27 protein-coding genes are annotated in these 26,052 nt (G+C 29.5%); 8 read left to right on the top strand and 19 right to left on the bottom strand.

Annotation, left to right across the window (positions count from 1 at the left end):
- Nucleotides 1-35: 35 nt before the first annotated feature.
- The gene (locus tag PTZ02_RS04000) at nt 36-1,343 is read right to left on the bottom strand and encodes a helix-turn-helix domain-containing protein (RefSeq protein WP_274226524.1); all 1,308 of its coding nucleotides are present in this window, start codon (nt 1,341-1,343) and stop codon (nt 36-38) included.
- Between the two features lie 95 nt (nt 1,344-1,438).
- A complete protein-coding gene (locus PTZ02_RS03995; RefSeq protein WP_274226523.1) occupies nt 1,439-2,248 on the bottom strand; it encodes an EFR1 family ferrodoxin in 810 nt (269 codons plus the stop codon).
- Between the two features lie 693 nt (nt 2,249-2,941).
- Here PTZ02_RS03995 and PTZ02_RS03990 point away from each other — a divergent pair.
- Genes PTZ02_RS03990 through PTZ02_RS03975 form a run of 4 tightly spaced genes read left to right on the top strand, consistent with a single transcriptional unit; the run spans nt 2,942 to nt 5,673 of the window.
- The gene (locus PTZ02_RS03990; RefSeq protein ID WP_274226522.1) at nt 2,942-3,322 is read left to right on the top strand and encodes a GntR family transcriptional regulator; all 381 of its coding nucleotides are present in this window, start codon (nt 2,942-2,944) and stop codon (nt 3,320-3,322) included.
- 2 nt (nt 3,323-3,324) lie between these two features.
- On the top strand, nt 3,325-4,227 hold the full coding sequence (locus PTZ02_RS03985) for an ABC transporter ATP-binding protein (protein ID WP_274226521.1): 903 nt from the start codon (nt 3,325-3,327) through the stop codon (nt 4,225-4,227).
- Nucleotides 4,208-4,981: a hypothetical protein gene (locus PTZ02_RS03980; RefSeq protein WP_274226520.1), complete on the top strand. Its 774-nt coding sequence runs from the start codon at nt 4,208-4,210 to the stop codon at nt 4,979-4,981. Before PTZ02_RS03985 ends, PTZ02_RS03980 begins: the two co-directional genes overlap by 20 nt.
- Nucleotides 4,978-5,673, top strand: coding sequence for a hypothetical protein (locus PTZ02_RS03975; protein ID WP_274226519.1), 696 nt, complete (start codon nt 4,978-4,980; stop codon nt 5,671-5,673). Before PTZ02_RS03980 ends, PTZ02_RS03975 begins: the two co-directional genes overlap by 4 nt.
- 85 nt (nt 5,674-5,758) lie before the next feature.
- Here PTZ02_RS03975 and PTZ02_RS03970 read toward each other — a convergent pair whose 3' ends face one another.
- The gene (locus tag PTZ02_RS03970; protein ID WP_274226518.1) at nt 5,759-6,757 is read right to left on the bottom strand and encodes a DUF3048 domain-containing protein; all 999 of its coding nucleotides are present in this window, start codon (nt 6,755-6,757) and stop codon (nt 5,759-5,761) included.
- A gap of 178 nt (nt 6,758-6,935) precedes the next feature.
- Here PTZ02_RS03970 and PTZ02_RS03965 point away from each other — a divergent pair, with 178 nt between their 5' ends.
- A complete protein-coding gene (locus PTZ02_RS03965) occupies nt 6,936-7,598 on the top strand; it encodes a cysteine hydrolase (protein ID WP_274226517.1) in 663 nt (220 codons plus the stop codon).
- Here PTZ02_RS03965 and PTZ02_RS03960 read toward each other — a convergent pair.
- The 5 genes from PTZ02_RS03960 to PTZ02_RS03940 all read right to left on the bottom strand — a co-directional run bounded on the left by PTZ02_RS03960 (nt 7,584) and on the right by PTZ02_RS03940 (nt 12,410).
- Nucleotides 7,584-7,874, bottom strand: coding sequence for a hypothetical protein (locus PTZ02_RS03960; RefSeq protein ID WP_274226516.1), 291 nt, complete (start codon nt 7,872-7,874; stop codon nt 7,584-7,586). The two genes, PTZ02_RS03965 and PTZ02_RS03960, sit on opposite strands and share 15 nt — an antisense overlap.
- A gap of 159 nt (nt 7,875-8,033) precedes the next feature.
- Nucleotides 8,034-8,981, bottom strand: coding sequence for an acyl-CoA dehydratase activase (locus tag PTZ02_RS03955; protein WP_274226515.1), 948 nt, complete (start codon nt 8,979-8,981; stop codon nt 8,034-8,036).
- Entirely contained in the window at nt 8,963-10,054 is a 1,092-nt protein-coding gene (locus tag PTZ02_RS03950) for a 2-hydroxyacyl-CoA dehydratase (RefSeq protein WP_274226514.1), read from the bottom strand. Before PTZ02_RS03950 ends, PTZ02_RS03955 begins: the two co-directional genes overlap by 19 nt.
- Nucleotides 10,047-10,985, bottom strand: coding sequence for an acyl-CoA dehydratase activase-related protein (locus PTZ02_RS03945; RefSeq protein ID WP_274226513.1), 939 nt, complete (start codon nt 10,983-10,985; stop codon nt 10,047-10,049). Before PTZ02_RS03945 ends, PTZ02_RS03950 begins: the two co-directional genes overlap by 8 nt.
- 144 nt (nt 10,986-11,129) lie before the next feature.
- Nucleotides 11,130-12,410, bottom strand: coding sequence for a hypothetical protein (locus PTZ02_RS03940; RefSeq protein WP_274226512.1), 1,281 nt, complete (start codon nt 12,408-12,410; stop codon nt 11,130-11,132).
- A 245-nt stretch (nt 12,411-12,655) separates the two neighbouring features.
- Here PTZ02_RS03940 and PTZ02_RS03935 point away from each other — a divergent pair, with 245 nt between their 5' ends.
- On the top strand, nt 12,656-14,335 hold the full coding sequence (locus PTZ02_RS03935; RefSeq protein ID WP_274226511.1) for an alpha-keto acid decarboxylase family protein: 1,680 nt from the start codon (nt 12,656-12,658) through the stop codon (nt 14,333-14,335).
- Between the two features lie 74 nt (nt 14,336-14,409).
- Here the strand turns inward: PTZ02_RS03935 and PTZ02_RS03930 are convergent, their stop codons facing one another.
- From PTZ02_RS03930 to PTZ02_RS03915, 4 genes are all read right to left on the bottom strand, one after another.
- Nucleotides 14,410-15,024, bottom strand: coding sequence for a hypothetical protein (locus PTZ02_RS03930; RefSeq protein ID WP_274226510.1), 615 nt, complete (start codon nt 15,022-15,024; stop codon nt 14,410-14,412).
- 151 nt (nt 15,025-15,175) lie between these two features.
- A complete protein-coding gene (locus PTZ02_RS03925; protein WP_274226509.1) occupies nt 15,176-15,571 on the bottom strand; it encodes a VOC family protein in 396 nt (131 codons plus the stop codon).
- 28 nt (nt 15,572-15,599) lie between these two features.
- Complete coding sequence (locus tag PTZ02_RS03920) at nt 15,600-15,929, bottom strand: ArsR/SmtB family transcription factor (RefSeq protein WP_274226508.1); 330 nt, start codon at nt 15,927-15,929, stop codon at nt 15,600-15,602.
- A complete protein-coding gene (locus tag PTZ02_RS03915; protein WP_274226507.1) occupies nt 15,910-16,353 on the bottom strand; it encodes an SRPBCC family protein in 444 nt (147 codons plus the stop codon). Before PTZ02_RS03915 ends, PTZ02_RS03920 begins: the two co-directional genes overlap by 20 nt.
- Nucleotides 16,354-16,533: 180 nt before the next feature.
- Between PTZ02_RS03915 and PTZ02_RS03910 the strand changes: the two genes are divergently transcribed.
- On the top strand, nt 16,534-17,520 hold the full coding sequence (locus PTZ02_RS03910; RefSeq protein WP_274226506.1) for an HD domain-containing protein: 987 nt from the start codon (nt 16,534-16,536) through the stop codon (nt 17,518-17,520).
- 79 nt (nt 17,521-17,599) lie between these two features.
- On the opposite strand, the gene PTZ02_RS03905 is transcribed toward PTZ02_RS03910, so the two are convergent.
- The 4 genes from PTZ02_RS03905 to PTZ02_RS03890 form a co-directional block, all read right to left on the bottom strand.
- Nucleotides 17,600-18,418: a TIM barrel protein gene (locus PTZ02_RS03905; protein ID WP_274226505.1), complete on the bottom strand. Its 819-nt coding sequence runs from the start codon at nt 18,416-18,418 to the stop codon at nt 17,600-17,602.
- A 36-nt stretch (nt 18,419-18,454) separates the two neighbouring features.
- Nucleotides 18,455-18,997 carry a GNAT family N-acetyltransferase gene (locus PTZ02_RS03900; protein WP_274226504.1) on the bottom strand — a complete coding sequence of 181 codons (543 nt, stop codon included), beginning with the start codon at nt 18,995-18,997 and terminating at the stop codon, nt 18,455-18,457.
- A 251-nt stretch (nt 18,998-19,248) separates the two neighbouring features.
- Nucleotides 19,249-19,800 carry a GNAT family N-acetyltransferase gene (locus PTZ02_RS03895; protein ID WP_274226503.1) on the bottom strand — a complete coding sequence of 184 codons (552 nt, stop codon included), beginning with the start codon at nt 19,798-19,800 and terminating at the stop codon, nt 19,249-19,251.
- 23 nt (nt 19,801-19,823) lie between these two features.
- Nucleotides 19,824-20,342, bottom strand: coding sequence for a MarR family transcriptional regulator (locus tag PTZ02_RS03890; protein ID WP_274226502.1), 519 nt, complete (start codon nt 20,340-20,342; stop codon nt 19,824-19,826).
- Nucleotides 20,343-20,500: 158 nt separating this feature from the next.
- On the opposite strand from PTZ02_RS03890, the gene PTZ02_RS03885 reads away from it, so the two are divergent.
- On the top strand, nt 20,501-21,274 hold the full coding sequence (locus tag PTZ02_RS03885) for an EFR1 family ferrodoxin (protein WP_274226501.1): 774 nt from the start codon (nt 20,501-20,503) through the stop codon (nt 21,272-21,274).
- Between the two features lie 54 nt (nt 21,275-21,328).
- On the opposite strand, the gene PTZ02_RS03880 is transcribed toward PTZ02_RS03885, so the two are convergent.
- The 3 genes from PTZ02_RS03880 to PTZ02_RS03870 all read right to left on the bottom strand — a co-directional run bounded on the left by PTZ02_RS03880 (nt 21,329) and on the right by PTZ02_RS03870 (nt 25,947).
- A complete protein-coding gene (locus tag PTZ02_RS03880; protein WP_274226500.1) occupies nt 21,329-22,549 on the bottom strand; it encodes a family 16 glycosylhydrolase in 1,221 nt (406 codons plus the stop codon).
- Between the two features lie 17 nt (nt 22,550-22,566).
- A complete protein-coding gene (locus PTZ02_RS03875) occupies nt 22,567-24,024 on the bottom strand; it encodes a glycosyl hydrolase family 18 protein (protein ID WP_274226499.1) in 1,458 nt (485 codons plus the stop codon).
- A gap of 306 nt (nt 24,025-24,330) precedes the next feature.
- Complete coding sequence (locus PTZ02_RS03870) at nt 24,331-25,947, bottom strand: sigma 54-interacting transcriptional regulator (RefSeq protein WP_274226498.1); 1,617 nt, start codon at nt 25,945-25,947, stop codon at nt 24,331-24,333.
- Nucleotides 25,948-26,052 lie beyond the last annotated feature (105 nt).

The following is a 26,052-nucleotide window of genomic DNA, read 5'->3' as shown; positions in this document are numbered from 1 at the left end:
AATCACCAAACTCATTAAGTTTGGTGATTTTAAAATTATATTTCTATTTCTTCTTTTTTACTTACTAACCATTTAAACATTTGATGATTAATCTTTGAAAGTTCTTGAAATTTATCTATGTCACTAAGGTATGCGATAAATATCATTTGAATTGAATAAACAACATATGGAATAGCTTTTTTCTCTTCGAGTGATAGCTTGCATACACTATCGTATCCTCTTATTATATTCTTAAAAATTAAAAGCCATTTATCAAGCCTATTTATATTATTAATGTCGAAGCTTTCAGATAAAATTGCAGTAGCTACATAACATGGATCGAAAATTCTTACATTTCTTTCTGATAATTCAAAATCTATAAATCCTCTAAGCATACCATCTTTAACTATAATATTGTTAGGGTTAGGATCCCGATGTATAACATGCTTTACTAAATGAGGATATATTTTTTTAAAATTCTCTTGATAATCTTCATAAAACTTATAGCTAAGATCTATCTTTTGCTTGATTATTGGTATCGCCCATTCATTTACAGCTTCATAAAGATTTTGGTCATTACATATAACTTCATTATCTTTTTCTTGTAAAATTAAATGTAATCTTCCAATAGCTTCTCCTATACTTTTAGCTTTACTTTCATATTCACCATCATATATCTCGATACTTTTAATAACTTCTCCTTGAATACGATTTGTTAAGCAAAAATATAAATCTTCATCTACTATATACTCTTTTTTATCTTTAGTTAATATAGGAATTGCAACTTCAAAACCAGATTCAGCAAGTGCTTTTGATACAGCAATATGCTGTTTTAATCCAGAAATGTTTGTACCTATTTTTATTATAAAATCATTATTTATTATCCAAGAAGTATCTGATTTATTTCCATTAGATTCGTAATAAACACTTTTAATATCAATTGGCTCTATTAGATCCCAATTTTTTAGCTTTTCTTTAATTTTCTTTTCAGTTATCATAATATTCTCCTTCTGCTTTAAGTTTACCCTATAAGGCTTAACTACCTTATAATTTTTAAGATATTCAGTGGGAGAACAGTCATATTCACGCTTAAAAGCCCTAAAAAATCCTGAATGTGTGTCAAAGCCATAACTTAGTGCAACTTCAATCATCATATTGCCTAAACTTATCTCATATATAGCATTACAAAGCTTCCGCTTTAATACATATTGCATAACAGGAATCCCTACTTCATTTTGGAATAATCTATAATAATGAAAAAGTGAAAACCCTGCCATTTGAGCTATTTCATTTGCTGACAATTCAGATTTTAAATTTTCTTCGATATAATCAATGCTTTTTTGCATGATATCCTTATAATCCATACTGTACTCCTTAAGCAAAAGTTCTTGCAAGTTATTTGCTAATACTATAATAACAAAAAATACTAATTAGACATTTCCAATTTTGCTATATTGAATTATTGAGTTTTAATAATCATTTCATTTAAACTAACATTAGGATTTCTATATCTATTTCTATTTATGGTCTTTGTCCCAAATTGAATTGCTTTTTCTGGACAGTACTGAATACATGCTGTACATTGTTCACATTTATGTTTCCATATAGGTTTATTATTCTTAAGTTCAATATTGTTTACTGGACAAATCTTTTCACATATTCTACAGCTATTACAATTGTTTTTAGCCCAAAATTCACTATCCTTCTCATGCAGCTTATTCATGATTTTATTAGTAGCTTTAGAAAATAACTTATCAATTCCTCTATCAATTACTAATTTACTTACTTCACATTTTTGGCTTTTACGTTCCCTAATGATTGCTGATATTTTTTCTACCTTTTCTTTTTCTCTCTCAAAGGTTTTATTATGTTTTTCTGGTGTTTTAGGATTATAAGCTAGTACGTTATTTGCTGGCATATGAATTAAAAAACCAGAATTAAGTCCTAATCCATTTTCTTTAAGCTTGTCATCAAGTCTAATTAATACATTAGCAGGGGCTCCTCCATGACTTGCAATTCCAAAAACATAAGTATCAATGCTAATCTTTAGTTTTTTAGCAACGTTCTCTACTATTAATGGCATACGTGCATAATATACAGGAAAAATTATCCCAATTGTTCTTGCTTTAACTTCTATCTTTTTTTCATTTAGAAGAGATCCAATATTTATCAAATTAAACTCTCCTAATCTACTAAAAATATCTTTAGCTATCTGCAAACTATTACCTGAACCAGAAAAATAAAATATTGTATCCTTGGTAATTTCCATAAAGATCTCCCCTTATTTAATACTATTAATATTTCTATGCTGGTTTGTAGAAGTTAAGTATATATTTGATTTTTATAATCTTGCAATGCATGAATAAAGTTAATTCGCCATAAATCATATTTCTTATACCCCTATAAGAGCTTTATAAGCATAAATCTTAAATTTTCCAGGTACTTTTATATCATTTTGCTGTAAGTACTTAACTCATACCATCAACGCTTCTTCTCGATCATCATGGAAATCCTCCCAAAATGAACCTTTTGAGAAGTAATACTTAGAACTAAATTCCTTAGGTTCAAATATCACTACATTATCGTACTATTCAGCAATCCAATTATTAGGAAGTTTATTTTCTTTAATATATAGCAAGCTTGACGGTACATAATATACATTACTACGATCATCCATTATCACATACTGCATATATTGATATCCAGATCTCAAACTCCGAAATCTTTAAAACTCTATCTAAAAAACAAAAAAATTTATTACAAATAATTTTAGATTACATCTTGTTCATTCACCTCTTACAGAATAAATATTCTATACGAATTTTCTTAATCCTCTATACTATTCCTTTTGAAAACTTTAACATGTACAACTTTATACTGTATTGACATTTATATCCACATGAGGTATAGTACATTATATCAGTAATGTACTAATGTGCATTATTAGTTAGGAGGTTTTAAAGTGATACTTAATACCGAAAGCATAAAACCTATTTATATACAAATATCAGAATGGCTAGAGAATCAAATACTTAACGATAGTATCGCTGCTGATGAAAAAATGTACTCACAATATCAATTAGCTGAAATGTACAACATTAATCCAGCAACTGCTGCAAAAGGTATTACAATTTTACTAAACGAAAATATACTTTATAAAAAACGTGGACTTGGTATGTTTGTATCAAAGGATGCAAAGGAGCTTATATTTAAGAAACGGAAAAATGAAACCTTACGAACCCTAGCAATTGAACTATTGACTGAAGCTAACCGTCTTAATGTTGGTGAAGATGAATTATTTGAATTACTTAAATCTCTAAATAAAGAAAGTAGGGAGGATTAGCTATGGCTATAATTGAATGTACAAATCTTACTAAAGATTACAGAAATACTAAAGCGCTTGATAATATTTCATTTACTATTGAAGAAAATACTATAACTGGCCTTATTGGAAGAAATGGGGCTGGAAAAACTACTCTCTTAAAAATAATAGCAGGATTTATGAAAAACACCTCTGGTGAAATTTCTGTTTTAGGCAGCAATCCATTTAATTCTTTAAATGTTTCTACTAATTTATTTTTTGCAGATGATAACATTGAATATCCTGCTTCATTAAATCTATCAGAACTATTAGTTGAGATAAGCAAATTTTATTCTAACTGGGACATGTCTCTTGCAGAAGGCCTTTTTGAATATTTTAGATTAAATCCAAAGCAATATCACTCTAAGCTTTCAAAAGGTCAAAGAAGTACTTTTAATGTAATAGTTGCACTATCTACTCACTCCCCAATAACAATATTTGATGAGCCTACAACAGGAATGGATGCTTCCGTTAGAAAAGATTTTTATAGAGCTCTACTTAAAGATTACATTAGTTATCCTCGTACTATTATAATTTCTAGTCATCTACTTTCAGAAATTGAAGATATATTAGAAAATATACTTCTTATAAAGAATGGAACAAAGATACTATATTCTTCTGTTGAAGAAATAAAAGAAATGGCAATTCGCCTTAGAGGTGACACTGATTATATACATGAGTTATGTAGAAATAAAGAGGTTATTTACACTGAAAAGTCAAGTGGAAATCTAACTTCTGTGGTAGTAAAAAATGAATTTACTGAAACGGATCTACAACAAGCTAAATTAAAAGGAATTGATATATTTACTGTTTCTGCAGATGATTTATGTGTATACCTGACAAATAGTTCTCAAGGAGGAATTGATGATGTATTTACCAGAAAATAGCTTATTTAATGTTGCTAAGAAGCAATACTTTCTTAAACTTAAAACTAATATTGGTTTGTTTTTCAGCTTAATAGTAGTCCATTTTTTTGCAACTTTATTGACTATGAATGCACTTAGATCATCTTCAACAAGTGGTTCCGGTGTATCAGTTAGTATCTTTTATTATTCAGGAAATGCAATAATTATTTTTACACTAATATGGTCATTCGTTGTTTCAATAACAATATCAAACCGTAAAAATAAAAATATGGATTTTTCCTTTATATCTAACAGACTCTCAAGTAATATTTCAAATATCGTGTTTTTAATGACCCTTGCAATCTATGCTAGTATAACATCTACTTTTTCTAGCAATCTCATTAGGGCAATATTTTATTTTACTAATAAAAATGAAAATATTATACGAGAAGGTTTTATAATAGAGCCTCATTCTATGCTTTTAAATATAATTAGCATTTCGTTTTATTTTATATTTATAGCTAGTATTGGATACCTTATAGGCTCAGTTAGTAGTATCAATCAAGTATTCACAATAATTTTCTCAACAATATCTATATTAGGTTTATTTTTATTACTTCAGCTACTTGGTAGTTTAAGTAATTCATCATTATACACTTTAATCACTAAAATAGTACACTTTTACTTTTACGAAAATTCACTTTTACTATTTGTACTTAAAACTTTGATTACCTCTATTATATTATTTGCCTGTTCTATTTTTATAACTAATAGATTGGAGGTCAAAAAATCATGAGTATTCTTTTTATAATTTTAAATATGCTGTTGATTCTACTTTTAGTTATTTTTGTAGTAAAAAAGAATGTAGTTCGATTTTCAATGCCAAATAAAATTAAAAAGTACATTATTGCTATTTATTGCGCTATCCTTATTATTGGAACTATACTATTAAATTTTATTCCTACGAAAAACTTTGTAAGTATTAATGAAACAAATGGTCAAATTGAGCAAATTCCAAGTACAGATTACTTCAAGAATCTTGCAAGCAAAGGGCTTTTAAATACAACAGATGCCTATACTCAAAATCAAAATATAAGTTTAGATTATACTGATAAAAAGCTTAAGATAACAAACGACTCTAACAATATAACTATAATATGCAAAATTAAAGATGTAGATGATGGAAAAATTGATATTCAAAATTATGTAACTAACTGTTCTTTTAATGGTGTTAATATCGCAGATAAAATTATTCCATCTAAAATTACATTGAAAAATAACAAATTATCAATCTATGATGATTCAAGCTTTGACATTAAATTTAGGAAATTTGACAACGATATAACAACAACTCAATTCTTAAAATCTAATTCTAAAAATAGTGATTATCTTTCACCATTTTTTGTTATGAAAATTATGTATATACAAATTCCAAAGAATTTGCAACTTGACGACTCTAGTATGTTATCACTAGATATGATGAACTAAATATTTTTTAAATCAAAAGGTGTATAAAAGAAGATCTTCTTTTATACACCTTTAATTTTATACTAACATTATGTTAACTTCTTATTTAATTAATTGTTAATTGAGCGTTTTGATCTAATATATGCCACCAGGTCTTACCTACATTTAGTGGTACTATATTGCCTTTTTCATCCTTAAATATTGTTTGAGAATTAAGATCTGCTTTAGACCAAGTAACCTTTATTTGTTTTCCATTACTTAGGATAACTCCATCTCCATTACCAACTAAATCTGCATCTAAATAAGGCTCCCCTACTCTTGTTCTATACTTAACATTCTGTATAACTATATTTTTCACTGCTACTGGAACATTATCATCACGATTAAGTGTTGGTTCATTATTCATTGATTTATAATATAAACCATCTTTAAACTGATAACTCGTTGTATAGGATGGATTGAATTTTATAGATACTGCATTTGCTTTATTTAAAGCACTATTATCCCAGAAAGTTTTATCAAATTTAAGTTTTACATTTGATGGTTTTATATAATTCTTTTCCTTTAGAAGTTTAAGCAAATTTTCTGAACTTGAAAAAAGGCTATGTTCTTGAACTTTAATAGTTTTATCTCTGTAGTAATAGGAGCCATTTGCCATTTCATCTAATGTCATAGAGTTTTCTTTTTTTATTCTATCTAGCGCATCATGACTTCCCCCACAATGTGCAAAGGGAACATTATACTCATAAGCTAAGTCAATAAAATATGTCCTCATACTTCTAATTGAACCAATCTTTGCTGCCTCATCTTTTTGATATAATGCTAGACACCTCGTAATGCCTCCTTCTGCCATTAACTCATATACTATATCTGCAGAAGTAAAACCTGCTTGTGGCCTAGCTGGTGCAGCATTTTCTATGGACACCATATAAGCTGGATTTTCAGCTATTTCTTTAGTAACTTCTTCTCCGGTATAAGGAGCATAGTATTTACTTACCGTTTTATCCGAGGAAGCACTTCTACTTGTATCAGCTGCCTTCTTATGACAACCAGTTAATAACATCATTGTACTAAGTGCTATAAGAATTATTATTTTCTTTTTCAATTTCTCAACACCCTTCTTTTTAAAACTTTTAATGTAATAAAAGGTAATTTAGTAATATTATAATAATTATTGGAATTAAAGTGAAGTTAATTCCCAACTGTAATCTATAAGTTTCAGTAACCTTTCTTCAATATAAAAAATAATATAAAATATATAACCCGATTAAGGAGCCTTAACTGTGATATATTTTTGTTGTAATCCTAGTGAGTGGTTTGGATATAAAGATGACGAAAATCTAAAATATCGAAATTATTTACCAGAATCAGATTTTCGTCAAATATCTGCAGGAGAAACAATACTTGATATATGGAATAACATTCCGACCCCATTAGTTCCAAAACTCCAATCAGTTACTGTTAATCCTAAAACAACTGCCTTACTTATACTAGATATGCAAAATTCCATTTGTAAAAGTCCTAGATGTATCGAAACAATCCCTAATATTAATAACTTACTAACTACTGCTCGTAAAAATAATATGTTAATTATATATAGTCTTACAAATGTAGGCACTACAAGCGATATATTTAATTCTCTTACTCCAACAAAAAAAGATCCTATAGTAAAGTCCTATGTTGATAAATTTTATAGAACTGATTTGGAAGCGTTATTAAATGCCAAAGGAATTAAAACAGTTATAATTACTGGTTACGCCGCAAATGGTGCTGTTCTTCATACAGCTACTGGAGCAGCTTTTCGTTGTTATTCTGTCATACTCCCTGTAGATTGCATTTCCGCTCAAGATCCTTATGCGGAACAGTATACATTATGGCATATGCTTTATAGTCCTGGGACTAAAGGTCATGTTACATTAACAAGGTCTCGTTCAATTAGCTTTTAAGCTTATAAATTGTTGATATTCATTGCTGTAAATCGCAACTCCTTCTATGTCACTTATGTTGCTAGCTATAATATTTTTATAAAGATTTAAAAGATCTTCTTGAGTATCAATCTGCTTAAAATTATCAAACCCTATTGACTCTAATGTTTTTTGAGTTGGTTTTACTGCTAATGCGAGAAAATATTTACTTTTATTATATTGATTTTCAACCCACATTACGTTGCCCTTACCTAATTCAGCTATCTTAACAGGAATAAATAAAGGAAATTTTATCATGATGATTCCTCCGATTCTCTATATAATATAATCTTCTATGCTTTTCCCTAAGAAGAACATTAAAATATATTTCAGATTCCTATTATTTATTCCAATGTTTAAATATAAAGAGTAGAAACTTCTCGTTTCTACTCTTTATTAATGTGTTAAATATGTTTTTTAAACAACTGCTCCATTATCGCATTTATTTCCCCACGCATCTACCAGATGATCATTTTTATATATACATATAATTTCACAATTATTTGCACACTTTGCGCACTCTACACCTCTTGTTTCAAAATGCATTTCTGCTATATCAAAATCAAAATTTTGTTCTTTCCCGGAATTTTTAGCTAGCATTGCTACTCCTAATGCCCCCATTAAATGCGCGTATTTATCAACATAAATCTTTTCTCCAGTCTCATCCTCAAATGCTTTTATAACCCCAATATTTTTACTAACTCCACCTTGGAATACTATAGGTGCTTTTATTTTCTTACCTTTACCAACATTATTAAGGTAATTGGTAACAACAGCTTTACATAACCCTGCTATAATATCTTCTTTCTTATGACCTATTTGTGCTTTATGAACTAAATCTGACTCTGCAAATACAGTACATCTTGCTGCTATTTTTGTTGGATTTTTTGATTGTAAAGCAAACTCTCCAAATTGTTCTACCTGTAATCCAAGTCTTTTTGCTTGTGATGATAAAAATGATCCAGTTCCAGCAGCACATAGTGTATTCATTGCATAATCTACTACTATCCCATCTTCAATTAATATTATTTTTGAATCTTGCCCACCAATTTCAAAAATTGTTCTTACATCTGGATAAATTGAAAGGGTTCCTATTGCATGTGCTGTAATTTCATTCTTAACAACTTGAGCATTTAAAATAGTCCCAATTAGTTTTCTTGCAGAGCCAGTTGTCCCAACTGCCCTAACTTTAATATTCTTATCTTTAACTTGTTCTTTTAACGAATTAACAACATTCTTAACTGCATTTATAGGATCTCCTTCAGTCCAAAGATACTTTTCTGCAATTATTTTGTTATTTTCATCAATTATTACTCCTTTGGTTGATATTGACCCAATGTCAACTCCTAAATAACCTTTTTGCATTTCTCTTTCTCCCTCTTCATTAAAATCATATCGTTAAAGGCTTCAAGTCTAGTCTTTATTCCTGTTTCTGATGTTTGTGAATCAAAACTAAAGTATAATACTGGTATTTTATAATCATTGCTTATATTTTGTAGCATTGGCATTGCATTAACCTCAGGAGTACATCCAAATGGTTTTACATGAATAATTCCATCATATCCGGCTTCTGCAAGTTCTTTTGTTCTCGCTACGCTATCTGTACCATCAGCTCCAATTGCATACTTTAAATACTTTCCAGCCATCTTTATTAAATCTTTAGTTTTTGGATGACTTCTAAAAAGATAAGTAACTGTAATAAATCTAGTTACTTCCATTCCTTTTTTTGCTAATTCTTTTTCAATAAAGTAATTGCTAAATGGCTCCATGATAGTATATAATTCACCAACAATACCAACTCTAATTGGATTTTCAGGTTTGTTAGTCTTAATCTCACTAAATAATATCTTGTACTTTTTATAAACAGCACTTAGCTCTCTAAATCCTTTAATTTTCTTTAAATCCTTTAAGAATTCTTTTTGCAGCTTTTCAAAGCTTCCCTCATTAACTTCAAAACCTATATTTTCTCTAATATATTTTTCTATTCCATCAATAACTTCAACCATTTTTAAGGTAAGTTCGAAGTAATATACAAATTTTCTAAAATTAATACTTGGATTTACACTTTTAAATACACCATATACAGATAGGGGATTTAGGTCATCTGTATTTAAAATACTTATGAAATCAAATTTATATCCTAAATCTCTTAAAATCTGTTCTTGTATTTCTCCATAATAACCAAACCTACATCCTCCTCCTGCTTGAACTAAAAAATTTGCTCCCTTTTCTAAGGCTTCAATATAATTACCTAAATTATATTTGAATGGAACACAAACAAAATCTGGAGAATATTTTGAGCCTAATTCTAAGGTTTTTTTAGTTATTGGAGGCGGCGTTAATGATTTCATGTTCAATGTATTTTTTATTAGAAATTCTATAGCAACATAATAATTTCCGATATGAGGAAAACTAATAATTCTTTCACTATTATTCATTGGTAATTTCCCTCCTATTTCTTTTTTCTCTTATAATATCAATGAAACTTTCTATTCTAGTATGCATTCCAGCTTCCCCCTCTAATTCATCCAATATTATATTAGTCATCGGTATGCCTTTAATCTTTCTTATACACAACTCATTTACAAGTGAATCTGGTCCGCAGGGGAATGTTGAAATAAAAATAATTCCATCAATTTTATCTTTATAATATTCAATTGCACCTATTAGTTCCTTATTATATGTCCAATATAATGTATTAGAAATTTCCTTTGATTTTTTAGTAGTCTCTTCCTTGTTAGCAATATCTGCATAAATAGGAACAACATCAAATCCTTCAAGATATTTAATAATTGGGTATCCTATTAATTTGTCATAGATATTATATGGATGTGAGACTATAAGCATTTTAAGTTTATTGGTATCAAGGAGTAATTGTTCCTGCTTTATTGCTTCTTTATGTTCAAAATATTCCTGTGCTTTTTTAGCTTTTAAGTAAGCTTTTAACACTGATATTGAGCTTTGCCCAATTATTCTTCCCATCTTCAAGAATGCTTTTAATTCTCCTTGATTTTCTTTTACATCAATGTTATATTCCAATAATTTTATATTTTTAAAGGTATTGTTTACAATATCATACATAGCATTAAACTTTGTACATACAACCTCTTTTTGTCCAAAACTAACTATTCTAGGTACCAATATATAATCAACCTTGTTAATTAGATAATAAACATGCCCCATATAAATTTTTGAAGATAAACAACTTTCATCTATAGAATTATTAATTCCGTCTTTTAAAATTTGTTTATTTGTTTCTGGGCTTACTAAAATATCACAATTTAATTCTTTGAAAAATGTCTCCCACAAATTCTTATATTTAAAATATAAAAATGCTCTTGGTATTCCAACTTTTATTTTTTTCTCCACGCAATTCATCCTTTCAGTAAATATAACACAATAGTAATCTTCACCAAAATATATGTATTTTATTCAAAAACTCCTAATATTGCTAAATTACTTGCACAAAAAAAGAGACACTATGTTTTAATTTAAACATAATGTCTTAATATATTAGGAGACCTTATTGATGTTTCTCTCAATAGCACTGCTTATTCTATAACTTTCCTTAATTGAAGGTTCTACATCTAATTTATCTATGAATTTATCCCAATTGCTTAAGTGTATCTGTATTGCACCTTCTGCAAACCTGCTTCTTTCAGCGGAACCAGCCATTGCAGGTCTTTGGGCTAATAATGCATCATTAAGTTGATTTAATGCCATTAAGTAGTTATGGCAAAAAGTTTCTCTTGAAACGCCTGATAATGTAGCAAATGATGAATAATAATTCATAACCTCCTTCTGGAGTTGTATTGATGGAATATCGAATAGGGAGCCATACTTTTTAGAAAAATTCATTATTTTATTTGATATATTTTCAAAAATTGCATCACTTAGCTTAGATTTTACTTCACTTGATAGACCATAATGGGTTAACATTATGTCTCCTTTTAATTTAAATTGTCCTAGGTATGCTCCTAAATCCTTTGCTGAATGTGTATATATTCCGTTTCCAATATTATTAATTATTCTTCCAATTCCTTTAATATCATTATAGGTCATTTTTTCTAATTTATTTGAATTCTTAGACTTCAGAGAAGTAATTACATCCAACTTATAAGTGAAATCATTAATATTCTTCCCATATGTATGAATTATCTCTTGCCAATTGTCTTTATAATTATTTTTTATATTATGAAAAATTCTTCTTTCCTTATTTATAATTTTAATAATGTAGTCTTTAAACTCTTTTATATCAAAATCTAATTCATAATTATCTTTTGTCTGTGCTTTATACGAAGGGTCTTCATGTACCCAACCCAAATCTCCATTGAAAAAATTACCAATACCATTTGAATATGAATCTATTAGCTTCTCTAATACATTTCTTGATATGCATTTTAATATGTTAAGTTTCTCATCTAATTCATAACCAGTATAAGCGGCTTTGATTGTATCTCTATAGTAATCTTCTACTACAACAAAATTATTTATGAACTGAGGATCCGTTAGATTTTCTTCTATTTCCAAATTATATGTATAGGAGGTTCTTGATTTTTCATCTCCAATTACTATTTTTGCTCCGGTAGCAGATTCAAATAACCCTTTTTCCATAGCTGAATCTGAGAGAATATTTTTCTTTATCTCATCATTTATTTCATCTGTTTTTGAAACTAGGAACTTAGAATTAATTGGTGACCTGTCCACATTTTTTAGAGCTTTTAACATGGTGTCTATACTTTTCTTATACTCATTAGCATCAAACTCATATGATGGCATCATAGTAATACACATTTTATCACCTCTTCATAAAGTAACATAAATATAAATTTTAAAATATATATTTTTATTTAATTATATATTAGAAAACTTTTAAACTTGTAAATATGTAATGAAAAGCGTTTTTTTTGTAATAACCGTATTATTAAACATAATCTTTCAATTATAAAATCCTATAAAAATAAATAAAAATCTAGAAAATACTAAAACTAAATTATTGAAAGTAAAATATAATCTATAATTTTACGGAGGTAATGAAAATGAGTGATAACACTACTAATTCATTAGATTTAAAACAAACAGTTGGATACTATTTATTTGATTGTTTAAGAAAAGAAGGTATTACAGAAATCTTTGGAGTTCCAGGAGATTACAACTTTTCACTTTTAAATATCTTAGAAAAATATCAATATATAAATTTTATAAACTGTCGAAATGAATTAAACGCAGGTTATGCTACTGATGCATATGCAAGAGTTAGAGGAATGGGTGCATTAATAACAACTTTCGGGGTTGGAGAACTGAGTGCTTGCAACGCTATTGCTGGTTCGTATTGTGAAAGTGTACCAGTTATTCACATAGTAGGTGCTCCAAAAACCATGGTACAACAAGAACATAAGCAGATGCATCATACATTACTAAATGGAGACTTTGATGTATTTAGAAAGGTATCAGAAAATATAACTGAATATAATGCTGTGATAACACCTGAAAATGCTACTCTAGAGATACCAATAGCTATTCAAAAAGCAAAAGAAAATAAAAAGCCTGTTTATTTATTGTTAGCAACAGATATTGTAAGCAAGAAAGTGGTTAAAAGACCTATAAATTTAGAAAATAAGCAAACTAATCAAAAAAATTTGCAATCAGCTATAAATCATATACAACAAATGATGAATGGAGCTAAGAATCCTCTACTTATCTCAGGTACTTTTGTATCAAGATATAATCTTCAATCTCAAGTAGAACAAATTGTTCAAAAAATGAATTTACCTGTAGCAACTATGATTATGGGAAAAGGATCTTTTGATGAAAGCAATAAAAATTATATAGGACTTTATGCAGGAAGTCTTGGAAGTAAGGAAGTTCAAAATAAAGTTGAAACATGTGACTGCATTTTGTCAGTTGGTACAAAGTGGTCTGACTATAATACAGGTGCTTTCACCGCAATGCTTAATCCTTTAAATATTATTGATATTCAACCCTATTACGTTAAAGTTGGCACCGCTGTATATGAAAATATCCTAATTAAAGATTTGTTAGGTGAGCTACTATCAAAGGTTGATATTAAAACCGCTTCAGTGCCAGCTGTAACTTTTCCTTATACAGAAAATTATGCTTCACTAGGTGAAGATATTTCTTCAAAATATCATTATCCGAGATTTCAAAGTATGTTTAAGGAAAATGATGTTATCGTTGCAGACGCAGGTACTTTCCAATTTGGAATAGCAGAATTAAGACTTCCAAAAGGTGCTACTTATATAACTCAAGGTGGATGGGGAAGTATAGGTTATGGAACACCAGCTGCCTTTGGTGCTTGTATAGCTGATAGAAATAGACGTGTTATTTTATTTGTTGGTGACGGTTCAAATCAAATGACAGTTCAAGAATTCAGTTCAATTTTATCTAATAACTGCAAACCAATCGTCTTTCTAGTAAACAATAATGAATATACCATAGAAAAATACCTAAATATTAATGAAAAGCAGACTCATTATAATGATATTCCTATATGGGATTATTCAAAACTTATAGAGGCTTTTGGAGGAGATGCTTATACTGCTAAGGTCTATACAAATAAAGAGTTAGATGATGCAATAAATCAAGCAGAACTACAATGTAAAGATAGATTTTGTTTTATTGAAATATACGCTCCTCAAATGGATGCTCCTGAAATAGTACATAAAATGACTAATGTACTTGAGCAAATGAAGTCTTAGTTATATATAATTTTTTTCTAAAAAGAACTCTAAAATTTATTAGAGTTCTTTTACAATAAATATAATATTCTTGATTAAAATTTCTCAAATTCTTCTTTTATCTCACTTAATATCTGTTCGTAACCGCGGATTCCTTCTTCAGCATCAGGATTTATTGCTTCAGAAACCACAGGAAATTCATCTATAAAATTTAGACTCTTCTTCTCTTTTAACCCTTCTTTTCTTAATGCCTTAACTAAGGATTCTTTATCTGTTGTCCAGACTTGTACATATTTAAATGTTGTTATAAATATTTCATTTAAAGTATTGTCATCATAATAAGCAATTCCAAATTCACTAAAGCCATCATTAGATAATTGAAATTCGTATTTACTAAATAAGTCAATTATATTTTGTTTATCTGAAATTTTACTTAGAGTAGGCTTTTCACCCTTGAATCCAATTAATCCATAAGCTTTATCTCCTAGTATACTATCAGACAAGGTTATGAATAAACTCCATAGTCTATCAATATCAATATTTATCTCTGTGAAATGTGTAAATTTTTTATCAGCTACTTCTACAATCTTATATCCCTGAACTATATTTGCAGAGTTTCTTTTTTTGTTTATTTCCTCTACAACATATCCTTTTGGATATTCATCGTCTCTTGGTATTCTTATGCCAAGTGGCAGTTTATAAATGCCCATAACTTAACCTCCATAATTTAAACTTTTGCCTTACTCTTATGTTTTATCTTATACCATATTATGGATAATAGTTAAAATACTTTACTAAATAAGTGATAAATTATAAAAAAACTCTGAAAAGCTCAGAGTTCTCATTAAATTTCTATGAAGTTTATTTTGGGCAATTAATCTGCCACATTACTCCAAACTTATCAATAAGGCCACAATGACATGGACTGAAGAATGTTGCAACTGGCTCCATTATGATTTTTGAACCCTCTTTCATTTTGTTGAATATTTCCTTAACTTCTTCAGGATTTGATAACTCTACTGTGAATGATATTTGATTTCCAATTGTAACTTGTGCTGGATTATGGTCAGCTATATGAATTTTAGTACCATTTAAATCAATTTGAGCATTCATTATTAAATCCTTTTGCTCAGGAGTCCCAGCTCCTACGCTGCCATATGTAATTAAATAATCAGTTGTTGCTCCAAAAGCTTCACTATAAAATTCAATTGCTTCTTTACTACTTTCCTTCATTACTATACGTGGTGTTATTTTCATAATCATCGTCCCCTTTTAATATCAATTTTTATTCTTTATTTCCTGTTTCAACAAAACTCTTTAATGCATTAAGCTTCTTATCCCAAAATCTTTCATAGTATGAAAGCCAATATTTAAGTTCTTTTAATGGTTCAGGTTGAAGCGTATATCTAACCTCTCTCCCAACTTTCTTTGTGGATACAAGTCCTGCTTCTGACAAAATATTCAAATGTTTAGAAACTGCAGTACGACTTATTGTAAATTGGCTACTTATAGCTGTTACTGGCAACTCCTTATCAGCTAATAAACTAATTAACTCTCTTCTGGTTGGATCTGCAATTGCTTGAAATACATCATGCTTATGATAAGTATTTACCATTATTATCATCCATTTTTTGTTTTAAACCTTCTGATAAATAACCCCATCCATCGTACATAATTTCACGAAGCTGTATATTCTCTTCTGACCAACCAGCGTGAACAAGAGTAAACTCAGTTTTATTGTCAATTTCTTTTAATTCAAATGAAACATATTGATCTAAGTTATTGCCCCTCCATGTAAATCCAAGTTTATATGGCGGATTTAGTTCCTTAACTATACAATGACATATCCCATCCCAATCTCCCTTGGGTTGTGACTTAAATGTAAACTCATATCCTAATATTGGCTTAAAATTATTAGGCATAAGCCATGCTTCAAGTCCTTCTTTTGTTGCTATAGCATTCCAAACTTTATTTATATTTGCTTTGATTATTACACTACGAACTATATCAGGTAATTTTTTACTAGATTTTTCTGTCAAAATCGCACCTCCTATTATAATTATGTAACCATTTGGTTGCATAATTATAATATAACACCATTTGGTTGCATGTCAATATAATTTATTTTATTTTCACACTAATAAAGCAAAAATGGAACAGACTCTTAAGTCAATTTAGTATATATTATAATTACCACGTGGAATAAAGAGGTGAATGGGATGAAATATAAAGATATAATCTTTAAAAGTATTAAATACATTGAAAGAAATATCAAAGAGACTTTAACCGTTGATATTATAGCTAGGGCTATGGGGTATTCACCCTATCATTTTTCACGCATTTTTAAAACTGAGATGGGAATTTCACTAATGGAGTATGTTAAGGAAAGACGTCTCATTAATGCTTCGAAAGATATATTTTCTGGAAGAAGAATTCTTGATGTATCAATAGAATATGGTTATGAAACACATAGTGGATTTTCTAAATCCTTTAAGAAAAAGTTTGGATTCTCCCCTTCCATAATTCACGCCATTTATCTATCACTTGAATTTTCCTATAAGGGAGGTAATTATTTTATGGAAAAAAGTAATGAGATTAAAAATATTACACTGGAGAAAGCTAATATATTTCTGCAATCAACTGAAGAATTTATAGAACCTGATGTTTTATATGATAGATTATTAAAAAGCATACTAGAAAACAAACTACTTGAAAATTTGAATAGTCTTAATAAAGCCTATGATATTGCCTTTAAGGCCCATGAGGGACAATTTAGAAAATCCGGTGAGCCATATATTGTCCACCCGTTATCAGTTGCTATTATACTTTCAGAAATGGGAGCTGACGAAACTACGATAATTGCCGGGTTATTACATGACATTATTGAAGCAGATTCTTCAATTACATTAGTTGACATTAAGAAAAGTTTTTCGAAAAGAATATCTGATATAATATGTGAAGTATCTACGTTCATGGACTTTAATATTGATGAGTTTCTTAAAAATTCTAATTATAAAGATGAGGTTATTTTAATAAAACTAGCTGATCGCCTCCATAATATGCGTACAATTAAATACATGGAACCCGAAAGATGGAACGAAAAGGCTAAAGAAACCTTAGAAATCTTTTCTCCTCTAGCTGCTAAACTTGGTATTTCAAAAATTAGAACTGAACTTGATGATTTATCCTTAAAGTATATGTCATAAAATAAAGGAGGGCTGATACCTCCTTTATCTTACATATTCATATAGATAATTATTATATTCCTCTGTGGTGTTTATGAATTTAAAGCTTATAATATGTGTTTTTTAATAGTAATGAATCCTTTTCTACCAAAGGACCTTCTAAAATCACGCAACCTTTTGCATTAAAATCTTTTAATGCTTTTAAACACTCAATGTAATTAAAATCGCTCTCTAATACTGGGAGATGATTTCTCTCTCCTTTTTCATTATAATTAATTCCACCCATGTGTATATGCATATCTTCAATTGCATCTCTTCCTAATTGATTTAATATATATTGAAGTATTTTCGCAAAATCTTCATATGTCTTTAAACTACCATTTTCTCGTGCATGGATATGAGCAAAGTCTATACATAACTTACAGTGTTCTATCTCTTTGCATAGAGATACTAATTCCTCAAGACTGCCAAACTGACTTGGCTTTCCCGTAGTCTCTAATCTATAATCTACTCCTTTATAAGGGAGCTTTAATAAATTTTCTTTTATAGTTTTATATGTTTCTTCTCTTGAACTTTTTAAATAAAATCCTGGGTGAAAAATCAAACTCCTACCTTTTACTTTTAATAAGCCTTCCATAGCTTTAATTACCCTATCAATTGATTGTTCTTGCTTTTCAATTTCATCAGCATTTAAATTAATGTAATGTGAGCCATGGGCAGATAGATAGATATCATCCTCCAACTTAGTTTTTAATATCTCATCTCTATTTTTATCAGTGACATTTACATTTCTTACAAAAAGAAGTTCCATTGCATCTAGTCCAATTGACTTAATATATTTCATACCAGAAGAATAATTAAATTTCTTTTTACCATCGCCAATTGGAAGTCCAGATATTCCAAATAAAAGCTTATCCATACTCTTCTTCCTTCGTTAATAAAAATTAGTCTCGTATTATTTTAGTTTTTCAATTCTCCACCATATTAATTCATCATCTTCTTTATATATAGATGCGCCAAGATTTCTTAACACTCTATGTGATGCAATATTGCCTTTATCTGTATCTGCAATAATTGCATTAACCTTAGGATCTTTAAACATCCAATTTACGAGTCCACTTACTGCTTCAGTAGCATATCTATTCATTCTATATTCTTCTTCATCAATACCATAACCTACAATTACTTCTCCTGCATCATTAGGCACTCCTTTAACTATTACAAAACCGATAATCTTATTATCTTCTTTATGAATAATGGCCCAACAAGTTAACCATAAATAATTATTAGGATCCTCTAATATCCTTTTAAGTCTAATCTCCATTGCATACTTAAGTATTTTAATTAACTCTTGCCTTGCAACATTTAATCTTAAATTAAGCTGCATTCTTTTATAATCCTTTATTGCAAGTTCTAAATACTTTGCCTCTAAAGGAAATAGATATAACCTTTCGGTATCTAAAGTATTCTCATTAAGTTCTTTTAATTCATAATTCATTTATATATCCTCCAAATAATTAATTTAGGGCAAAATAAAAATACCCTGAAATAGTTTTTTAACTACTCCAAGGCTATCCATTACTTTTCATTAATTACTATATGAATGTATGATTAATAGAACCTATTTGGAGTAGTTTTTAATAATAATTTAATTTCTAATACACTTGTTATTTTTAACATGGCAACCACTCCTTTCATCATTTACAAATAATAGTATATCATAGATTTACTAAAATACAACCCACGTGTTTATATTTTTTCATTCAAAATAACCATATGGATATGGTCTTCCCACTTCCCGTTAATTCTTAAATACTTTGGAGATACTCCTTCATTATTGAAGCCTAACTTTTCAACTACTCTTAATGAACGTGCATTTTTAGGCATAATGTTAGCTTCAATTCTATGAAGTCCCCCCTCACTAAACATAACATCAATTCCCTTTTTAATTGCTTCAGTCATGTATCCTTTATTTATCTCATCCTTATCTAATTTATATCCTAGAAAACAAGAAAGGAAACCACCTCTAACAATGTTACTGAATCCTATAGAACCAATTATTCTATTTTCTTCTTCTTTTTTGAAGATCCATAGCCTAAATGAGTTGCCTTTATCAATATCCTCCAAGTCCTTTTCTATAGCTTTCTCTTGATATTCTCTTTCATAGAATTCTCCACTCTTAATTGGCTCCCATTCTTCTAGAAAGTCTCTATTTCTTATGTAGTACTCTATTACATCTTCAGCATAATTTTTGTTGATGACTTTTAAAATTAGTCTCTCTGTTTCATATATTTTCTCCATAGTATACCCCCCTACTAATCTAATCAATTATCTATCCAAGACATATTTGCAAATTCTTTTAGAAATCCTATTAAAAATTCAAGTTCTTCAACTTCATATCCTTTAAGAAATTTATTAATTTCTAGTTCCATCTTTTTATGTAGCTCTTCGTGTAAATCATAAAGTTCTTTTCCCAGTGGAGTTATATTAAAGATATATTCCTTCTTATTATTAGGTATTGACTCTTTTTCAATAAGACCAAACTCCAGAAGCTTTCTTGTAATCTTAGAAACGGTTCCTTTGGGAACATTTATACTTTTAGAAATATTTATAGTATTAATAGAGCCATGTCTTCCTATTGCAGCTAAAACATGTATCATAAGTACAGTAAAATCTTTAAAATATCCCAGTAAAATTGGATTTTTGCAGTTTTCAATTAACCATTTCTTCTCTTCATCGTCCTCAGATGCATGTCTATTTTGAACTTCCGTAAAGGCGTCTTTTACTTCATCTATTTTAAATTCCTTTATCTTATCAACATCATTTTTGTATTCCTCTTTCAATGCAGTTCCTCCTTCTAAATCAATTAAGATCTTATTTAAAAGTATATCATAAAAAGAAATCTCAATAAAGTTTCTTGGAAACTATATTGACTTTTAAAAAACTCTTTGCTATTATGGTTTCCAGGAAACTATTTAAAGATTCATATAGGAGGTTAATTATGAATACAACAATTTATTACTTTACTGGAACAGGTAATTCCCTAAAGGTTGCAAAAGATTTAGCTAATGAGCTCGGTGATACTAAGTTAATTAAAATATGTAGAGAGAATATAAGGTCTCTACCTACAGATATGTCCGAGCGTATAGGATTCGTATTTCCAGTCTACTTTCATGCTTTGCCAATAATGGTTAAAGAATTTATTACAAATCTTAAAATTGATAAATCATCTTACATTTTTGCAATCTCAACATATGCAGGCTCTCCTGGTGCTCCTATGCATATTCTTAATCAGATATTACATAAAAAAGGAATCAAGCTTTCAGCCTCATATAATGTTTTAATGCCTGGTAATCATCAAACAACACATGATGTTCAACCAATAAATGAGCAAAATGCAAGATTTAAAGCTCAAGAAGAAAAAATTTTTAAAATAGCAACTAGTATAAAAAATAATGATATTATTAAAATTAAGGAAAGTGGGAAACTTCTTACTTCATTAATTACAAATTTTATTTTTAAGCCTCAAAAAGTTTATAATCTAGATAAAGATTTCAGTGCTGATAATAATTGTATTAGTTGTGGTACATGCTCTAAGGTTTGTCCTGCTAACAATATAATAATGAAAGATGGGAAGCCTGAATGGCTGCATAAATGTGAAGCATGTTTAGCTTGCATGCAATGGTGTCCAAAGAAAAGCATTCAATATAAAGATGTAACTGAAGCTAGAGGAAGATACCATCATCCAGATATAAAAATAAATGAGCTTTTATAAAAAAGGACGTTTTGCTTGCAACAATTGCAAACAGAACGTCACTATTTATATAATTTATTGAGATATGAAATCAAATGCTTCCCATCCACTAGCCGAATCTCTATTTGCAATTAATGGGTTATTTCCATAATTATCTGCACATACATATTTATTATTAACTACTGCTTTTAATGCCTTCTTGCCATCTGGTAAAGTTTCCAAATGGAAGGTTTCCCATGTACCAATTGCATCTTTATTGGCAATTAACGGGTTATTGCCATAATTATCAGCACATACATATTTATTATTAGCTAAAGATCTTAATGCTATATTTCCATTACCTAAGTCTATTTGTTCAAATTGTTCCCATAAACTTGGTGCTGTTCTATTGGCGATGAGTGCGCTGTCTCCTCCATTATCCGCTGTTACATATTGACCATTTGCAGCGGCTTTTAACGAAACTATATTATATCCATTAGCTCTTTGGTATACATGAACATAGTCTATTAAATATTTTTGTGGGAATACTGTTGAAGCATCTGGATATCCTGGCCATCCTCCTCCTACAGCTAAATTCATTAATATGAAGAATGGTTGGTTGAATACCCATTCATTGCCCCCAACATCTTTTGGAGTTCTAGTTTCATATAGATTGCCATCTACATACCACTTAATTACACTTGGTTCAAATTCAACTGCATAAGTATGATAGTCATTACTAAATGCTGTAGAATTTGTATATGCTGCACCAATTCCCTTATCAGCTGAATATCCAGGTCCATGAATTGTACCATGTACTACATTAGGCTCTTTACCTATGTTCTCCATGATATCAATTTCTCCGCAATTTGGCCATCCTTTATTGGGCTGATCTATATTGCTTCCTAACATCCAAAATGCAGGCCAAATACCTTGACCATATGGAATTTTTGCTCTCATTTCAACTCTACCATATTTAAAATTAAAAGTGTTCTTTGTCAACATTCTTGCTGATGTATATTGTGCTCCATTATAATTTTCTTTATTAGCTTGTATTACTAAATTACCACCTTGAATATATGCATTTTGAGGTCTATCAGTATAGTATTCTAACTCATTATTTCCCCAGCCTCCTGCACCAATATCAAAGCCCCATTTAGTTCTATCTATAGGGGTTCCATCGGGAACATTAAAATCATCTCCCCATACCTGAACCCACTTGTCAGTTATAGAAGCTTTTGCTGGAATTGTATTTACTGATGCTCCAAGAACTAAAGCCGAAAGTACAGTAGCTATTACTAATTTCTTTTTAATCATAATACCCCTCCTCAATTCTACTTAACTGTAATTATGTCAAATTCTTCCCAGCCGCCTACAGTTGTTCTATTTACTATTAAAGGATCATTTCCATAGTTGTCTGCACAAACATACTGATTATTTGCCATAGATTTTATCGCTGTTTTTCCATCAGGCTGAGTTATAAGCTGGAATGCTTCCCAAGCCCCTCCGACTGTTGCTCTATTAGCAATCAGTGTACTTCCTCCGCCGTTCTGGGCTGAAACATATTGATTATTTGCAAGTGACTTAAACGCAAAAGTACCATTTCCTAAATCAACCTGTTCGAATTCTTCCCAGGCATCATAGCTATCTCTATTTGCTATTAATGGATTATTTCCATAGTTATCAGCACATACATATTTGCTGTTTACTGCTGCTTTTATTGCGACAATTTTTGAAGGAGTTGGATTTGGATTTGAACTTCCCAAGTCATTCCAAATCTGTCCTAGGAGTTGTCCATTATCTTGACTATATTCCCAAAACATTGCTCCGCCTAATCCTTTACTCTTAATAAAAGAATCTTTAACTGCAATAGATTGCGGATCTTCGTAGGTTACTGCAAACTTTCCGTTTTGAGTTAAATATGGAGCTTGAGCTGCTGAATCCCATTGTCTAACATATCCGTTTTTATTTATATAATTATTTACTAACTCTGTATAGGTTGGCCATCCACCGGATGTTGTTCTACCATAGAAAGGCATGCCAAGATTTAACTTAGCTGAAGGTACTCCTGCATTTAAATAATTGTTTACAACAGTTTCACAGCTATATCCTGATGTAGCTAAGCTTGAATTATAAGTATTTGAATTTAATGTGTTTCCATTTGTAAAATCGTAGGTCATTAAATTTATATAGTCTACTATATTTGTTACATTTCCTATTTCAATCCATGAATTCACATAATCATAAGATGCTCCAGCTGCAATAGATAAGATTTTACCTGTACCAATAGAGTTTCTAATTGCTTGAAGTAATAGTGTGAAATTCTGTTTATCTGAAGGACTTCTAGCTATTATTCCTCCACCACCGTCTACTGGGTATTCCCAATCTATATCTATCCCATCTAAGCCATACTGATTTACATAATTAAGACAACTTTGTGCAAAAGCACTTCTACCAGCTGCAGTAGATGCTGCTTGGGAAAATCCATCCATTCCCCATCCACCTATAGATAGTATAACCTTTAAGTTTGGATTCTTTGATTTTAGTCCAGTGAGTGTTCTTAAATCATTAGTATTATCAACTCTAATCGTATGATCTGAGTTGATTGAAGCAAAGGCATAATTAATATGCGTTAGCTTTGAGACATCCATGCTGCTACTTGGAGATCCATAAATATATCCTATGACTTTATAGTTAGTAGCAGCTGAAGCTTTTACATTTGGATTAACACCTAAGGCTAGTAAAAGTGTAAAAATGCTTGCTATAAAACTTGAAGCTATTTTCTTATTCATTTCCCCATCTCCTTTTTAATATTAATTTACTTGTCCATAAAATCAATTTAAGAACTTAGCCACCTCCTATAAAATTATTTCAATTGATATTTCTTTACATAGCAATTAATATGCCAAAACTAAACTATATCTTTATCGTATGTATTTTTTTCCTCAACGTTTAAAAATTACCTATTGCTAAATAGTGTTTTGCGTATCTAATAGTGTTTCATAATTTAGACCCTAGTGTTTTGTTACTAATAATGAAAAACCTCAAATATTAAACACTTAGTTTAATAGTGTTTAATATTTGAGGTTTCTTATATTTTAGATGCGCAAATTTAAATCATAACCATAGATCAAAAATATTGAAAGAATCGATATATCTTCTTTTGAAATTAACACTCCATATATGTCTTCAATTACTTTAACAATTTCTGTTACCGTCTCCAATTGCTCTTCATTTTTTGAAACTATATCATTTATATAACCACTTATGAAACCATCCTTAATATTATCCTTGTTAATTATATTATCAAAATAGATAACAATCGCTCTATAGAAATCTTCATCTAGAACCCTATTAAAATTCTTCTCACAAAGTTCCACAAATTTATAAGCTGCTTCAATACATCTTGTATCACATATATCCATAATATCTATTTCATTAAATTTCATTTCTATACTTTCTATAAAGCCTCTTATATAGCTATTCAGATTATACTCAACTAAAAACTTTATCTCATAGAAATCCTTTCCTTTGCTTATTAACTCATTTATTTTTGCTTCAATTAGTTTATTAAAATCAGGTTTTTCTAGTGAACTTCTTGGTAAAAAATCATCATCTTTAGGATTAAACACACAATATCTCCCAAGAGTAATTTGTACGCTTTCCAATATAATTCCGCATTCTATATTCTTGTATAAACCATCTCTAATATTGTCATGGAGATCTGTACTGTTAATTTTTATTGTTTCTCTACTTTCTGATATAAACTGTAAGTATGCTTTTGCACATATTAATTTAATGTCATTTTTTAGTTGTCCAATATTATGATTACATCTATATGCTAATAGAGCTCTTAATGTATTGATTGATACTATTATTTCACTATTAAATTTTACAGCTTCTTCTCTAAAAAATTTGCTGATTAATCCAAACTTTTCTTCGTAAGTTCTATGTGCAAGATCTGGCAATGTCAGTATCATTGGAAATCTTCTTATAAATGTTCTCAAAAGAGCTGAATCTGGATCTTCTGTTGTTGCTGCAACAATAATTACCTTTGCTTCTCTCTCATCATCTGTTTCTCCAAGTCTTCTAAATACTCCTTTATCCATAAAAGCAAAAAACATCTCTTGCCCTTCAGGGGGGAGTCTATGTACTTCATCAAGAAATAAAATACCTCCGTTTGCTTTTTCAATAAGTCCAACTTTATCTAAATCAGCTCCTGTAAAAGATCCCTTGCTAACACCAAATAATTGACTTATTAATAATTGAGGATTGTTTGCATAATCAGCACAATTAAAAGTTATAATATCAGAATCCTTGTCCATCTTTCCCATTTCAATTGCATAACCATGGATTAAATCTGCAAACATTGATTTACCTACCCCTGTCTCTCCTAAAATAAGCATATGCATTCCATTGGGAGGATATAAAACGGCTGCTTTAGCTTGTTGTACTGCTGGGTATAAACTTGGATTTCTCCTTGCAAATTTATCAAATACTGTAACGTATTTTTTATTATTCTTCTTTTGAATTGGACTGTATAATACTGGTCTTCCTTTTGTTTTACTTACTCTCCCAAATTCAAATAACCTATTAAGGTCATTGCTGACATTTGCACGACTTAGGTTTAAACCCTCTGCAATTTCAAAAGCACTTATCCCTTTACCACTATAAAGCTCTTGCAATTTTTCATAAACAGCCTCCAGCCTTCTCATAAAATTCACCCCTATAGCATAAATAATAAATTTTAAAATTTATATAATCAGATATAGCGTAAAAACTCGAATACTTGTGCAATATATTGTATTTTATACAATTTT

The organism is Clostridium sp. 'White wine YQ' (assembly GCF_028728205.1).
Classification (GTDB): Bacteria; Bacillota; Clostridia; order Clostridiales; family Clostridiaceae; genus Clostridium_T.
Note: the sequence above shows the minus strand (reverse complement) of the source record. Positions and strands in the feature narration are given on the sequence as shown.

Coding starts and splice junctions, on each gene's coding strand:
- PTZ02_RS04000 (WP_274226524.1), bottom strand. CDS start 1,343: ATGGATTATAAGGATATCATGCAAAAAAGCATTGATTATATCGAAGAA.
- PTZ02_RS03995 (WP_274226523.1), bottom strand. CDS start 2,248: ATGGAAATTACCAAGGATACAATATTTTATTTTTCTGGTTCAGGTAAT.
- PTZ02_RS03985 (WP_274226521.1), top strand. CDS start 3,325: ATGGCTATAATTGAATGTACAAATCTTACTAAAGATTACAGAAATACT.
- PTZ02_RS03980 (WP_274226520.1), top strand. CDS start 4,208: ATGTATTTACCAGAAAATAGCTTATTTAATGTTGCTAAGAAGCAATAC.
- PTZ02_RS03975 (WP_274226519.1), top strand. CDS start 4,978: ATGAGTATTCTTTTTATAATTTTAAATATGCTGTTGATTCTACTTTTA.
- PTZ02_RS03960 (WP_274226516.1), bottom strand. CDS start 7,874: ATGATAAAATTTCCTTTATTTATTCCTGTTAAGATAGCTGAATTAGGT.
- PTZ02_RS03955 (WP_274226515.1), bottom strand. CDS start 8,981: ATGCAAAAAGGTTATTTAGGAGTTGACATTGGGTCAATATCAACCAAA.
- PTZ02_RS03950 (WP_274226514.1), bottom strand. CDS start 10,054: ATGAATAATAGTGAAAGAATTATTAGTTTTCCTCATATCGGAAATTAT.
- PTZ02_RS03940 (WP_274226512.1), bottom strand. CDS start 12,410: ATGTGTATTACTATGATGCCATCATATGAGTTTGATGCTAATGAGTAT.
- PTZ02_RS03935 (WP_274226511.1), top strand. CDS start 12,656: ATGAGTGATAACACTACTAATTCATTAGATTTAAAACAAACAGTTGGA.
- PTZ02_RS03930 (WP_274226510.1), bottom strand. CDS start 15,024: ATGGGCATTTATAAACTGCCACTTGGCATAAGAATACCAAGAGACGAT.
- PTZ02_RS03925 (WP_274226509.1), bottom strand. CDS start 15,571: ATGAAAATAACACCACGTATAGTAATGAAGGAAAGTAGTAAAGAAGCA.
- PTZ02_RS03920 (WP_274226508.1), bottom strand. CDS start 15,929: ATGGTAAATACTTATCATAAGCATGATGTATTTCAAGCAATTGCAGAT.
- PTZ02_RS03910 (WP_274226506.1), top strand. CDS start 16,534: ATGAAATATAAAGATATAATCTTTAAAAGTATTAAATACATTGAAAGA.
- PTZ02_RS03905 (WP_274226505.1), bottom strand. CDS start 18,418: ATGGATAAGCTTTTATTTGGAATATCTGGACTTCCAATTGGCGATGGT.
- PTZ02_RS03900 (WP_274226504.1), bottom strand. CDS start 18,997: ATGAATTATGAATTAAAAGAACTTAATGAGAATACTTTAGATACCGAA.
- PTZ02_RS03895 (WP_274226503.1), bottom strand. CDS start 19,800: ATGGAGAAAATATATGAAACAGAGAGACTAATTTTAAAAGTCATCAAC.
- PTZ02_RS03885 (WP_274226501.1), top strand. CDS start 20,501: ATGAATACAACAATTTATTACTTTACTGGAACAGGTAATTCCCTAAAG.
- PTZ02_RS03880 (WP_274226500.1), bottom strand. CDS start 22,549: ATGATTAAAAAGAAATTAGTAATAGCTACTGTACTTTCGGCTTTAGTT.
- PTZ02_RS03875 (WP_274226499.1), bottom strand. CDS start 24,024: ATGAATAAGAAAATAGCTTCAAGTTTTATAGCAAGCATTTTTACACTT.
- PTZ02_RS03870 (WP_274226498.1), bottom strand. CDS start 25,947: ATGAGAAGGCTGGAGGCTGTTTATGAAAAATTGCAAGAGCTTTATAGT.